The sequence below is a fragment of the Streptomyces sp. NPDC093598 genome, assembly GCF_044764825.1.
In the GTDB taxonomy this organism is placed as follows: Bacteria; Actinomycetota; Actinomycetes; order Streptomycetales; family Streptomycetaceae; genus Streptomyces.
Genome location: NZ_JBIWIV010000001.1, coordinates 989960 through 1002939 on the forward strand (window position 1 = coordinate 989960; position 12980 = coordinate 1002939).

General features: G+C 68.6%; 10 protein-coding genes, 2 tRNA genes and 1 pseudogene. 4 read left to right on the plus strand and 9 right to left on the minus strand.

Annotated features, from left to right (window positions below):
• Positions 1 to 143: 143 nt before the first annotated feature.
• Positions 144 to 2768, minus strand: a complete 2625-nt coding sequence (locus tag ACIRDU_RS04590) for a valine--tRNA ligase (RefSeq protein WP_403574327.1) — start codon at positions 2766 to 2768, stop codon at positions 144 to 146.
• A 138-nt stretch (positions 2769 to 2906) separates the two neighbouring features.
• On the opposite strand from ACIRDU_RS04590, the gene ACIRDU_RS04595 reads away from it, so the two are divergent.
• Complete coding sequence (locus ACIRDU_RS04595; protein WP_403574330.1) at positions 2907 to 3863, plus strand: hypothetical protein; 957 nt, start codon at positions 2907 to 2909, stop codon at positions 3861 to 3863.
• Between the two features lie 60 nt (positions 3864 to 3923).
• On the opposite strand, the gene clpX is transcribed toward ACIRDU_RS04595, so the two are convergent.
• The 5 genes from clpX to ACIRDU_RS04620 form a co-directional block, all read right to left on the minus strand.
• The gene (clpX, locus tag ACIRDU_RS04600; protein WP_399408853.1) at positions 3924 to 5210 is read right to left on the minus strand and encodes an ATP-dependent Clp protease ATP-binding subunit ClpX; all 1287 of its coding nucleotides are present in this window, start codon (positions 5208 to 5210) and stop codon (positions 3924 to 3926) included.
• Between the two features lie 181 nt (positions 5211 to 5391).
• Positions 5392 to 6099 (minus strand): ATP-dependent Clp protease proteolytic subunit, encoded by a 708-nt coding sequence (locus ACIRDU_RS04605; protein ID WP_403574334.1) that lies wholly within the window; start codon positions 6097 to 6099, stop codon positions 5392 to 5394.
• Positions 6100 to 6208: 109 nt separating this feature from the next.
• A complete protein-coding gene (locus tag ACIRDU_RS04610; protein WP_192234658.1) occupies positions 6209 to 6814 on the minus strand; it encodes an ATP-dependent Clp protease proteolytic subunit in 606 nt (201 codons plus the stop codon).
• Positions 6815 to 7072: 258 nt separating this feature from the next.
• Complete coding sequence (tig, locus tag ACIRDU_RS04615; RefSeq protein ID WP_403574337.1) at positions 7073 to 8461, minus strand: trigger factor; 1389 nt, start codon at positions 8459 to 8461, stop codon at positions 7073 to 7075.
• 194 nt (positions 8462 to 8655) lie between these two features.
• Positions 8656 to 8732, minus strand: a tRNA-Pro gene (locus ACIRDU_RS04620).
• 164 nt (positions 8733 to 8896) lie between these two features.
• Between ACIRDU_RS04620 and ACIRDU_RS04625 the strand changes: the two genes are divergently transcribed.
• A tRNA-Gly gene (locus ACIRDU_RS04625) sits at positions 8897 to 8967 on the plus strand.
• A gap of 132 nt (positions 8968 to 9099) precedes the next feature.
• Here ACIRDU_RS04625 and ACIRDU_RS04630 read toward each other — a convergent pair.
• A pseudogene (locus ACIRDU_RS04630) lies at positions 9100 to 9306 on the minus strand (replication initiator); the annotation flags it as partial.
• 683 nt (positions 9307 to 9989) lie between these two features.
• Here ACIRDU_RS04630 and ACIRDU_RS04635 point away from each other — a divergent pair.
• Positions 9990 to 10178: a hypothetical protein gene (locus ACIRDU_RS04635; RefSeq protein WP_403574340.1), complete on the plus strand. Its 189-nt coding sequence runs from the start codon at positions 9990 to 9992 to the stop codon at positions 10176 to 10178.
• A 290-nt stretch (positions 10179 to 10468) separates the two neighbouring features.
• On the opposite strand, the gene ACIRDU_RS04640 is transcribed toward ACIRDU_RS04635, so the two are convergent.
• Positions 10469 to 10663: a hypothetical protein gene (locus tag ACIRDU_RS04640; RefSeq protein ID WP_010041885.1), complete on the minus strand. Its 195-nt coding sequence runs from the start codon at positions 10661 to 10663 to the stop codon at positions 10469 to 10471.
• Positions 10664 to 11358: 695 nt separating this feature from the next.
• On the opposite strand from ACIRDU_RS04640, the gene ACIRDU_RS04645 reads away from it, so the two are divergent.
• Positions 11359 to 12477: an acyltransferase family protein gene (locus ACIRDU_RS04645; protein ID WP_403574344.1), complete on the plus strand. Its 1119-nt coding sequence runs from the start codon at positions 11359 to 11361 to the stop codon at positions 12475 to 12477.
• Between the two features lie 15 nt (positions 12478 to 12492).
• Here ACIRDU_RS04645 and ACIRDU_RS04650 read toward each other — a convergent pair whose 3' ends face one another.
• Positions 12493 to 12930, minus strand: a complete 438-nt coding sequence (locus ACIRDU_RS04650; RefSeq protein WP_403575154.1) for an HD domain-containing protein — start codon at positions 12928 to 12930, stop codon at positions 12493 to 12495.
• Positions 12931 to 12980 lie beyond the last annotated feature (50 nt).

Below are 12980 nucleotides of genomic sequence, written 5' to 3' on the forward strand. Positions count from 1 at the left end.
ACCGACTGACATTGCTTGCGGTGGCTTATGTCCATGGACGACTGCTGGTCCGCAGGGGTTGCTCGCGCAGTTCCCCGCGCCCCTTGACTGCGTGAAGGCCCCGGCGCTGACCAGCACCGGAGCCTTCACGACCGTACGGACCCCTACGCCTGCGGCAGCCTCTCCAGCTGCGCCTGGATGCGGGCGATGTCCTCCTCCGCCTTGGCGAGGCGGGTGCGGATCTTGTCCACGACGTGGTCGGGGGCCTTCGCCAGGAACGCCTCGTTGCCGAGCTTGGCGTTGGCCTGAGCCTTCTCCTTCTCGGCCGCGGCCAGGTCCTTCGCGAGGCGCTTGCGCTCCGCCGCCACGTCGATCGTGCCGGAGAGGTCGAGGGCGACCTCGGCGCCGGCGACCGGGAGGGTCGCCGTGGCCGTGAAGGCGTCACCCTCCGGCTGGAGGCGCAGCAGCTGCCGGATGGCGGCCTCGTGGGGCGCGAACCGCGTGCCGTCGAGGGTCAGCCGGGCCGGGACCCGCTGGCCGGGCTGGAGGCCCTGGTCGGCGCGGAAGCGGCGGACCTCGGTGATGACCGACTGGAGGGACTCGATCTCGCGCTCGGCGTCGGCGTCCCGGAAGCCGCTGTCCTTGGGCCACTCCGCGATGACGACCGACTCGCCGCCGGTGAGCGTGGTCCACAGGGTCTCGGTGACGAACGGGACCACCGGGTGCAGCAGCTTCAGCGTGACGTCGAGGACCTCACCGAGGACGCGCTGGGAGACCTCCGCCGCCTCGCCGCCCGCCTGGAACGTCGTCTTGGACAGCTCGACGTACCAGTCGAAGACCTCGTCCCAGGCGAAGTGGAACAGGGCGTCGGAGAGCTTCGCGAACTGGTAGTCCTCGTAGAACGCGTCGACCTCGGCGACGACCGAGTTGAGGCGGGACAGGATCCAGCGGTCGGTCGCCGACATGTTCGAGGCGTCCGGCAGCGGACCCTCGATCGTCGCGCCGTTCATCATCGCGAAGCGCGTCGCGTTCCAGATCTTGTTGGCGAAGTTCCGGGAGCCCTGGACCCAGTCCTCGCCGATCGGGACGTCGACGCCCGGGTTGGCGCCGCGCGCGAGGGTGAACCGGAGGGCGTCGCTGCCGTACTTGTCCATCCAGTCCAGCGGGTTGACCGCGTTGCCGAAGGACTTCGACATCTTCTTGCCGAACTGGTCGCGGACCATGCCGTGCAGGGCGATGGTGTGGAACGGCGGGGTGCCGTCCATCGCGTACAGGCCGAACATCATCATCCGGGCGACCCAGAAGAAGAGGATGTCGTAGCCGGTGACCAGGACGGAGTTCGGATAGAACTTCGCGAGCGACTCCGTCTGTTCGGGCCAGCCGAGCGTGGAGAACGGCCACAGGCCGGAGGAGAACCAGGTGTCGAGGACGTCGGTGTCCTGACGCCAGCCCTCGCCGCTCGGCGGCTCCTCGTCGGGGCCGACGCAGACGACCTCGCCGTTCGGGCCGTACCAGACCGGGATGCGGTGGCCCCACCACAACTGCCGCGAGATGCACCAGTCGTGGAGGTTGTCGACCCAGTCGAAGTAGCGCTTCTCCATTTCCTGCGGGTGGATCTTGACCTTGCCGTCGCGGACGGCGTCACCGGCCGCCTTCGCGAGCGGGCCGACCTTGACCCACCACTGCATGGACAGACGCGGCTCGATGGTGGTCTTGCAGCGCGAGCAGTGGCCGACGGAGTGGACGTACGGCCGCTTCTCCGCGACGATCCGGCCCTCGGCGCGCAGCGCGGCGACGATCGCCGAGCGGGCCTCCAGCCGGTCCAGCCCCTGAAAGGGGCCGTGGGCGGTGATGACCGCGTGCTCGTCCATGATCGTCAGGGCCGGGAGGTCGTGGCGCTGGCCGATCTCGAAGTCGTTCGGGTCGTGCGCCGGGGTGACCTTGACGGCACCCGTGCCGAACTCGGGGTCCACGTGCTCGTCCGCGACGACCGGGATGGAGCGGTCGGTCAGCGGCAGCTTGACCAGCTTGCCGATCAGGTGCTTGTACCGCTCGTCCTCGGGGTGGACGGCGACGGCCGTGTCACCGAGCATCGTCTCGGCGCGGGTGGTGGCGACGACGATGGTGTCGTCCCCGTCGCCGTACTTCATGGAGACGAGCTCACCGTCGTCGTCCTGGTACTCGACCTCGATGTCCGAGATGGCCGTCAGACAGCGGGGGCACCAGTTGATGATGCGCTCGGCGCGGTAGATCAGCTCGTCGTCGTAGAGGCGCTTGAAGATGGTCTGGACGGCCTGGGACAGGCCCTCGTCCATCGTGAAGCGCTCGCGCGACCAGGCGACACCGTCGCCCAACCGCCGCATCTGGCCGCTGATCTGGCCGCCGGACTCGCCCTTCCACTGCCAGACCCGCTCGACGAACGTCTCACGGCCCAGGTCGTGGCGGGACTTGCCCTCCTTGGCGAGCTCCCGCTCGACGACGTTCTGCGTGGCGATACCGGCGTGGTCCATGCCGGGCTGCCACAGCGTCTCGTACCCCTGCATGCGCTTGCGGCGGGTCAGGGCGTCGATGAGGGTGTGCTCGAAGGCGTGCCCCAGGTGGAGCGAGCCCGTGACGTTCGGCGGCGGGATGACGATGGTGTACGGAGGCTTCTCGCTCTTCTCGTCCGCCTCGAAGTAACCCCGCTCCACCCAGCGCTCGTACAGCGGCCCCTCTACGTCGGCCGGCGCGTACTGGGTCGGCAGGTCGGTGCTGGGCGCTGGTGGCTGCTGCTGAGCGTTCTCGGTCACGGGGGTCAGTTTAGAGGTGTCACCGCCCCGTCCCGAAACGCGTTTGCTTCGTAACGGTGGGGGGCCCGATGCCATGCACACGGCGGGTCTGCGCCAGGATGTCTCGAACACATAAGCATCTGGAGGGGAACCCAGAAGATGAGTCACAACCAGCCGGGCCCGTACGGCGGGCAGCCCCAGCAGCCCGGTCCGTACGGCCAGCCGGGCCCGTACGGCCAGCCGCCGCAGACGCCCCAGCCCGGCTACGGCTACCCCCAGCAGGCTCCTCCGCCCCAGCCCGGCTACGGCTACCCGCAGCAGCCCCCGCAGGGCGTCCCGCCCCAGCAGGCTCCTTACGGGCAGCAGCCCCCGTACGGTCAGCAGCCGCCCTACGGCCAGCAGCCCCAGTACGGCGTCCCCCAGCCCCCGGCCCCGGGCGGCGGCAAGAAGAAGACGGGCCTGATCATCGGCGCGGTCGCGGTCGTGGCGGCGATCGGGGTGGGCGCGTACTTCGTGCTCGGCGGGGGCGGCGGCGCGGGCGCCCTGGAGGACGACGGGCCGCACAAGATCGCGACGCCGGCGACCGTGCTCAGCGAGTACAAGCGCACCACGAAGGACGGGCAGGCCGCCGGAAACGCGTCGGAGTTGGAAAAGAGCGGCGTCAAGAACGCCAAGACCGCGGCGGGCCTCTACTCCACGGTGGACCTGAGCGACTACGACCCCGACGATCCGTCGTCCGCGGCGAAGATGGCGGCGGCCAAGACGCTTTCGGTGGCCGGTGCCTACGGTGAGATCTCCGACCCGGAGGCGACGCTGGACCTGTTCTTCGCCAACTTCAAGAAGTCGGCCGAGAAGGAAGCCACCACCGGGTCCGGCAAGCCCGAGCTGGTCGGCGAACCCGAGGACGCGGACCTCGACGGCGCGGCCATGAAGTGCCAGTCGGTCAAGGGGCAGGACCAGCTGACCAAGAAGGAGAAGACCAACTGGTTCTGCGCATGGGCCGACTACAGCACGATCGCCATCGTGTCGCCGGGTGAGGCGTCGCAGGGCGTCACCAAGGACGTGGCGATCGACCTCACCACCAAGGTCCGCAAGGAGATCCGCGTCGAGGCCTGACGCCGGCAACGACGAAGGCGCCCAGCAGCAGTGCTGGGCGCCTTCGCGTGCAGTGGGTGGCTACGCCGTCTTCTGCTCCCCCGGCCCCCGCCCCCGCGCATCCCGCGGAATCAGCGTCGGGTTGACGTTCGACTGGACGACGTCCGCCGTGATGACGACCCGGGCCACGTCCTTGCGGGACGGGACCTCGTACATCACGCCCTGGAGGACCTCCTCCATGATGGCGCGCAGGCCGCGCGCGCCGGTCTGGCGGAGGATGGCCTGGTCGGCGATGGCCTCCAGGGCCTCGCGCTCGAAGTCCAGCTCCACGCCGTCGAGTTCGAAGAGGCGCTGGTACTGCTTGACGAGCGCGTTGCGCGGCTCGACGAGGATCTGGAGCAGGGCCTCGCGGTCGAGGTTGTGGACCGAGGTGATGACCGGGAGACGGCCGATGAACTCGGGGATCATGCCGAACTTGACCAGGTCCTCCGGCATGACCTCCTGGAACTGGTCCTTGGACTCCATCTCGCGCTTGGAGCGGATCTGCGCGCCGAAGCCGATGCCCTTGGCGCCGGCCCGGGACTCGATGATCTTCTCCAGTCCGGCGAAGGCACCGCCCACGATGAACAGCACGTTCGTCGTGTCGATCTGGATGAACTCCTGGTGGGGGTGCTTACGGCCGCCCTGCGGCGGGACCGAGGCCGTGGTGCCCTCCAGGATCTTCAGCAGGGCCTGCTGGACGCCCTCGCCCGACACGTCGCGCGTGATCGAGGGGTTTTCACTCTTCCTCGCGACCTTGTCGATCTCGTCGATGTAGATGATCCCGGTCTCGGCCTTCTTGACGTCGTAGTCGGCCGCCTGGATCAGCTTGAGCAGGATGTTCTCGACGTCCTCGCCGACGTAACCGGCCTCCGTGAGGGCCGTGGCGTCGGCGATCGCGAAGGGGACGTTCAGCATGCGCGCGAGGGTCTGCGCGAGGAGGGTCTTGCCGGAGCCCGTGGGGCCGAGGAGCAGGATGTTGGACTTCGCCAGCTCGATGGCGTCGTCACGGCCGCTCGCCCCGCCGTTCTCGCCGGCCTGGACTCGCTTGTAGTGGTTGTACACCGCTACGGAGAGGGCCTTCTTGGCGGCCTCCTGGCCGACCACGTAGCCCTCGAGGAACTCGTAGATCTCGCGCGGCTTCGGGAGCTCCTCCCAGCGGACCTCGCTGGTCTCCGCCAGTTCTTCCTCGATGATCTCGTTGCAGAGGTCGATGCACTCGTCGCAGATGTACACACCGGGCCCTGCGATGAGCTTCTTGACCTGCTTCTGGCTCTTGCCGCAGAACGAGCACTTGAGCAGATCGCCGCCGTCACCGATGCGTGCCACGGTGTGCTTCCCCTTCGCCTGGGAGACTCCTGGACGTCGACGTCCAGCGGACTCCTGGTGCTGCCTTATGTCCGACGGTACCTTGCCGGGCCCCCCGTTCGGGCCCCCCTTGGCGCGGTTCGCTTTGACGTGAACCGAGCCAAACCGTGCCAAGGGGCGGCAGACGTTACAGCCTCTCGCCTCAGCGCAGGCTCGAGTTGTCCATCTTCCGGGTGGTGATGATCTGGTCGATCAGGCCGTAGCTGAGCGCGTCCTCGGCCGTGAGGATCTTGTCGCGCTCGATGTCCTCGCGGATCTTCTCGACCGGCGTGGTGGAGTGCTTGGCCAGCATCTCCTCCAGCTGCGCGCGCATCCGCAGGATCTCGTTCGCGGCGATCTCCAGGTCGGAGACCTGACCGCGGCCGGTCTCGCTGTACGGCTGGTGGATCAGCACGCGCGCGTTCGGCAGGGCCATGCGCTTGCCCGGCGTACCGGCGGCCAGCAGGATGGCGGCGGCGGAGGCCGCCTGGCCCATGCAGACCGTCTGGATGTCCGGCTTCACGTACTGCATCGTGTCGTAGATCGCCGTGAGCGCCGTGAAGGAGCCGCCGGGGCTGTTGATGTAGACCGAGATGTCACGGTCGGGGTCCATCGACTCCAGGCACAGCAGCTGCGCCATGACGTCGTTGGCGGAGGCGTCGTCGATCTGGACGCCGAGGAAGATCACGCGCTCCTCGAAGAGCTTCGCGTACGGGTCGTACTCGCGGATGCCCTGGGAGGTGCGCTCGACGAAGCGCGGGATGACGTAGCGGGACTCGGCCTGCGGGCCGGTGTAGCGGCCCTGCGAGGCGCTCATGTCCTGCACGGCGGGCATACGGTCGTAGATCCCACTGCCGGGGAACTGGTTCACGGTGTCTCCTGAAAGGGGCTGAGGCGGTCGGCTGGGGCTGTCTGGGGTCGCTGGGGCCCGGGAGGGCTCCGTGGGCCTCACGGGGCGCCACAGGCCCCGTGGGGACCGCTCAGGCCCCGGTGCCGCCGCCGCCCGGCATACCGGCGGCCGTGGGGATGACGTCGTCGATGAGGCCGTACTCCTTGGCCTCGAAGGCGTCGAACCAGCGGTCGCGGTCCGAGTCGCGGGTGATCTGCTCGACCGTCTGCCCCGTGTGCTGGGACGTGAGCTCGGCCATGCGCTTCTTGGTGTGCAGCAGCCGCTCGGCGTGGATCTTGATGTCCGAGGCCGAACCGGCGAGGCCGGCGGAGGGCTGGTGGATCAGGATCTCGGCGTTCGGCAGCGCGAAGCGCTTGCCGGGGGTGCCGGCGCTGAGCAGGAACTGACCCATCGAGGCCGCGAGGCCCATGGCGATGGTCACCACGTCGTTCTTGATGAACTGCATGGTGTCGTAGATCGCCATGCCGGCCGTGATGGAACCGCCGGGGCTGTTGATGTACAGGTAGATGTCCTTGTCCGGGTCCGCGGCAAGGAGCAGCAGCTGCGCGGTGATCTTGTTCGCGATGTCGTCGTCGACCGGCTGGCCGAGGAAGATGATCCGCTCGTTGAGCAGCCGGTTGTAGACCTGGTCGCCGAGGCCACCACCGATGGAAGGCTCGCCGGCGGCTGAGGGCATCAGATTCGTCACGTATCCACCTGCTCGTCTTACGACGGCGCCGGGCCGTCTCACGTTTCCCTAGGGGCTAGGAGCCGTTCGGGGACTCCACTGCCCTCGTATTCATGGACCCTAACGCGCGGGTCCCTTCGGGGAATCCCGGAGATGGGAGTGTTCGCCGGGGGCGTAGCGACTCGGGGGCAACGGTGCGGGTGTACGACAGGAGGGCCCGGGGTTCACACCCCGGGCCCTCCCTGCGATTCGACCGGTGCCGGGGGCTCAGCCCTCGGTCTTCTCCTCGGCCGGGGCGTCCTCGGCCGGGGTCTCCTCGGCGGAGGCCTCGGTGGTCTCCTCTTCCTCGTCGTCGAGGTCGATGATCTCGCCGTTGGTGTCCTTGACCGTGGCCTTCTCGACCACGACGGCCAGGGCCTTGCCGCGGGCGACCTCGCCGACCAGGAGCGGAACCTGGCCGCCCTCGACGACCGCCTGGGCGAACTGGTCGGGGGACATGCCGGAGGAGGCCGCACGCCGCATGAGGTGCTCGGTGAGCTCCTCCTGGTTGACGTTGAGCTTCTCCTGCTTGACGAGCTCGTCGAGCACGAACTGGGTCTTGATGCCCTTGACCGCGGCTTCCTTGGTCTCGGCGTCGAACTCCTCCTCGCTCTTGCCCTGGATCTCCAGGTACTTCGCGAGGTCGAGGCCCATCTGGCCGAGCTGGTGGTGCTCGAGGTTGTGCTTGCGGGTGTTGATCTCGTCCTCGAGCAGCTTCTCGGGGACCGGGACCTCGACCAGCTCGAGCAGCTTCTCCAGGACGCGCTCCTGGGCCTGCGTGGCCTGGTCGTACTGCTTCATGTTCTCGAGGCGCTTGCGGCTGTCCGCGCGCAGCTCCTCGATGGTGTCGAACTCGGAGGCGAGCTGCGCGAAGTCGTCGTCCAGCTCGGGCAGTTCACGCTTGGCGACCTGGGTGACCTTGACGGTGACCTCGGCCTCCTTGCCGGCGGCGGAGCCGCCCTTGAGCTCGGAGGTGAAGGTGGCCTCGCCACCGGCCTCCAGGCCCGTCACGGCGTCGTCGATGCCGTCCAGCAGCTCGCCGGAGCCGATGGTGTAGGAGACGCCGTCGGCGACTCCGTCCTCGAGGACCTCGCCGTCGACCTTGGCGCGCAGGTCGATCGTCACGACGTCGCCGTCCTCGGCGGCACGCTCGACCGGGGCGGTGGAGGCGAAGCGCTCGCGCAGCTCCTCGACGGCCTTGTCGACGTCCTCGTCGGTGACCTCGACCGCGTCGACCTCGACCTCGATGCCGGAGAAGTCCGGGATCTCGATGGCCGGGCGGATGTCGACCTCGGCGGTGAAGTTCAGCGTCTCGCCGTCCTTCAGCTCCGTGATGTCGACCTCGGGCTGGCCCAGCACGCTGAGCTCGGCCTCGTTGACCGCGTCGGTGTAGAACTTCGGAAGCGCGTCGTTGACCGCCTCCTCCAGAACCGCACCGCGGCCGAACCGCTGGTCGATGACCCGGGCCGGGACCTTGCCCTTGCGGAAGCCCTTCACCGTGACCTGCTGGTTGATCTTCTTGTACGCCGCGTCGAGGCTGTCCTTGAGCTCCTCGAAGGGCACCTCGACAGTGAGCCGAACCCGAGTCGGGTTCAGGGTCTCCACGGCGCTCTTCACGGTTCGGTCTCCTTGTGGCTGACTTCTTGGTTTCTGCCGGGGCCAGAACGGCCCGGCGGATTTCGCCGCCCGGAGGACTTCAGACGATGAGACACACGGGCGTGCAGCTTGCATAGTAACGGCAGCGACTACACCGCCCAAAAGGCGATCACGTGAGTGATCGGATGGGCGACCACGCGAGGTGATCGGATGGCTGGTCGGGGTGGCGGGATTTGAACCCACGGCCTTCCGCTCCCAAAGCGGACGCGCTACCAAGCTGCGCCACACCCCGTCTGGTGCGACACGTAGGGTACATGCCGCAAGGCGGCGTGGCCGCCGCATTTCCACTGGGTGTGTGCCGCGTCGGCTCCGGCGGGAATGCGGTGTGCGGCGGAGGGGGCCGACCCGCTACGATGCCTTCAGTGCCGCGGTCATCCGACCTGCGGCGCGTCCTGTGCGGGCGTAGCTCAATGGTAGAGCCCTAGTCTTCCAAACTAGCTACGCGGGTTCGATTCCCGTCGCCCGCTCTCAATGGCTCAGGGCCAGGTCAGAGGATCATTCCTCCGCCTGGCCCTGAGTGTTTCCAGGGGTTGTGTTCACGGGGTGTGGCCGCCGCAGATGGCCGCGACCAGGTCACTCAGCCGCGGGCCTGGCGCAGGGCCGAGGGTGGTGGAGCAGCGGCGGCGCAGCCGGGTTGTGAAGCGCTGCCAGAGCTGACCGGCGTAGTTGCTGAACAGCACCGTGCCCGCGTAGTCGTAGGTGGCCGGATCGAGGGCCGTACCAAGAGCGGAGTGGGGGCGCCGTTCCCGGCCGCGGGCGGTAGTGGTGTGCGCGGAGTGCTCCCATCCCGACCACCATCGGCCCAGGCAGAGCCGAGCGGACGTGGCCCATGGCGTCCGCTCCACTGTGGGTGGAGAAAGGAAGCGGGTGCGGCTTGACGTGGGCCTGTACCGTGAGCGCCGCAGACCTCGGTAAGGATTGAGCGGGTGCCCGTGCAGGCGATCAGACGCGTCGTTGCTAGCGCTCTCCTGCTCTGTGGTGCGTTGCTCGGTGCGCGGGAACTTCAGCGGCAGGCTTCCAGCCGCAGCGGGAAGAAGAGCCTCATGGCGCTTGCGTTCGCCCTCTGTGCTGCTGGCGTGCTGATCAGCCAGGCATAGCGGAACTCGGAGTGTTCGTGCCCCCTGCGTGCACGGTCGGATGGCGAGCGGCGGGGCACGTCGGCAAGTCGCGCGAAACGCGCAGGTCACCGTCTTACCAGGTCAGAGCAGAGGTGTTCTCCGGCGGTGCACCGGAGGAACGAGCATGCTGTCGGCCCGGCCGCCGTCGTCGTGCTGCGGCCGTCGGCGATCGCGGCGAGTGCGGCGGTCGGCCTCAGGTGCCGGGGTCCGGGTCGCGTGGCGGTCGGTGCTGTTCCGTCGAGGTTCTGTCGGGCCGCCGCGCCCGGTGGGGGCCGCGTCGGGCCATGCCGTGCCTGCGGGCTCGGTCGGCCAGGGGCGGCGGCCATGGACGCACGGGGCGCGGTGCGCCGGCGCCGGGCCCGGAGAGCAGCGTGCCGGAGTGGCGCCCGAGCCCGTACGAGACGGCCCTGCGCGTCGTCGAGGGCGAACATGTCGGCGGCCGGGCCGACGTCCTGGGGGGCGGCGAACTGTTCCGGGGACATGTAGGGCGGCGTGCCCAGGACGCGGGCGGTCGGGCTGGGGACGTCGGAGGCGGCGAACTCGGCGGCGCGGGGAGATGACGCGGGGGCCGTCCTCGGCGGGCATCGCGTTGGCCGGCTTCAGGTCGCGGTGGACGACTCCGGCGCGGTGGATGTCACGCAGCGCCTCGGAAACGGGTGCGGAACTCGTCGTCGTCGGCGTACTGGCTGTGCACGACCTTGACGGCGAGGCGCCGACCGGAGACCGCGAGCGGGCCAGGTGGACCACACCCATGCCGTCGGAGGCCAGGCATCCTCGATGCCGTAGCCGCCCCCTTCCGCCGGGTCAGGAGCGCAGCACCATGCCCGTACGTTCCCCCGTCACCCCCCGGTCAGAAGCTGATGGAGTTGATGGTCTCCGCTATCGAGTTGAGGAACCGGTTGATGGACGGGGCCATGCCGGTCGAGGCGAGGAAGAAGCCGAAGAGGATCGCCACGATCGCCGGCCCTGCCTTGATGGATCCCCCTCTCAGCAACACCACAAGGATGATCGCCAACAGCAGCACCACAGACAGTGAAATGGCCACAACTGATCACACCCTCGGTCGGTCCGCTCTCCCGGCCCGGGGACGCGACCCCGCGCACCCCCGCCAGAACCATCGTGCCACCAACGCGGCCGGGCTATGCGGCCGGTGACGCATCGACTACGCGCGTGTCGCCCCCGCCCGCGCGGCTCGCCTGCGCGCGGAGACCCAACATCGAGGAGTCGCACGGCAATTCGACGAGCCACCCGACAGTGAATTCGGCCGCATCGTTTCCGTCTCCACACAACGCGTTCGCAGGAAATTCGAATTGTTGCCGCGGACTCATCAACGCCCTTGCGAAACAGGGGTCGAAGAGGGCTGAAGCAGACATTCCGCTGGAGTCGCCTGCTGGTCTTATGCGTCACTTAGTCCGGAAGTATCACGACAAGCAGGGCCTAGGCGGTGCACACAATCCGGCATCGGACGATGTGTTGGCCATCACGCCGACAGTGACGTCAACTACCCGTAATCCGGGGTACCCGCAGCGAATAGCCAGGAATCACGTCCGGCGTTTTACGAATAGCTACAGGGAACGCTAGGGTGCCTCAGATGTTCCACGCTGCCTCGTCCCCCGTACGCGCAGCGAGGTCCCGGATCGTCTCCCCGAGCTCCTGGTGGGAGGGTCTGTGACGAACTCGCTGCGACCGAACGGCGACCGCAGGGCGCCACTTCCCCCGGCACAGTCACCGGCCGACGGAGTGCCGAGCCCGCGCTCGCCGCAGAGCACGCAGAAGAAGCAGAACGGCAGACAGCGCGACGCGTTCTTCGACAACGCCAAGTACCTCGCGATCGTCCTGGTGGCCATGGGCCACGCCTGGGAGCCGCTCAAGGGCGACAGCCGGATACTCGAGGCGGCGTACCAGGTCGTCTACGCGTTCCACATGCCGGCGTTCATCATCATCTCCGGCTACTTCTCCCGCAGTTTCGACATGCGGCCCGACCGGCTGAAGCGCCTGATCACCGGCGTTGCCGTGCCGTACATCATCTTCGAGACGGCCTATCCGCTCTTCAAGCGGGTCATCGACAACGACCCGCACCAGGAGATCAGCCTTCTCGACCCCTGGTACCTGACCTGGTTCCTGGTCGCGCTGTTCATCTGGCGCCTGACCACCCCCATCTGGAACCTGGTGCGCTGGCCGCTGCCGCTGGCGCTGGTTCTCGCCATGCTGGCGACCGTCACCCCGGAGATCGGTGACGACCTGGATCTGCAGCGCGTCCTGCAGTTCCTGCCGTTCTTCGTGCTGGGCCTGGTGATGAAGCCCGAGCACTTCCACATGGTGCGGCGCCGTTCGGTGCGGATCGCCTCGGTGCCGCTGTTCGCCGTCGCGCTGGCCTTCAGCTGGTGGGCGGTGCCGCGCATGAACACCGCCTGGTTCTACCACCGTGACGCCGCCCAGGAGCTGGGCGCCCCGTGGTGGACCGGCCCGGTCATGGTGCTGGCGATGTTCGGCTGCTCCCTGGCGCTGACCGCCTGCTTCTTCGCCTGGGTGCCGCGCCGCCACATGTGGTTCACCGCCCTCGGCGCCGGCACGCTCTACGGCTACCTGCTGCACGGCTTCCTGGTGAAGGCCGGCGACTACGAGGGCTGGTTCGAGGCGTCCTGGCTGCACCAGCCGGCCGGTGAGATCCTCGTGACCGCCCTCGCGGCCGCCGTCGTGACGATGCTGTGCACCAAGCCGGTGCAGCGCGTCTTCCGGTTCGCGATGGAGCCGAAGATGGCATGGGCCTTCAAGCGGGACGCGGCCGAGCTGGCCCGTGAACGCCAAGGCGCCGAGCGCCGCGAACGCGAGCGCGAGCGCGAGAAGGTCAACGCCTGACCTGCACGGCAGGGTTCATCCGACGAGACCGAGAAGTGCGCGCATCCGTGCGTACTTCTCGGTCAGTCGTTCGCGGGTCGCCTCGTCGAGGACCGCGAGGCGGGCCGGGTCCGCGTTGTGCGCCAGGTCCGACTCCTTCACCAGCAACGCGCCGGGCGTGGCGAGGATCCGCGCGGCGTACTCCTCCGGCGGCTCCCCCGCCCGCTTGGTGACCGCGAGGACGATGTCCTTCGTACGGCTGCTCAGCGCGGCCTCGCGCAGCCACTTCGGGGAGAGGGCGTCGTCCTCGACGGCGTCGTGCAGCCAGGCCGCCGCGATCTGCTCCTCGTCGCCGCCCCGCGCCCGCACGCCCTCGGCCACGGCCCGGAGGTGTTCGGCGTAGGGCCGTCCCGCCTTGTCGGTCTGGCCGGTGTGCGCGGCACGGGCGGTGGCCTCCACTTGGGCCAGGGTCATACGGGATGTCTCGGTCACCGCTCCAGTGTCTCGCGCGGCGCCGCCCGAAC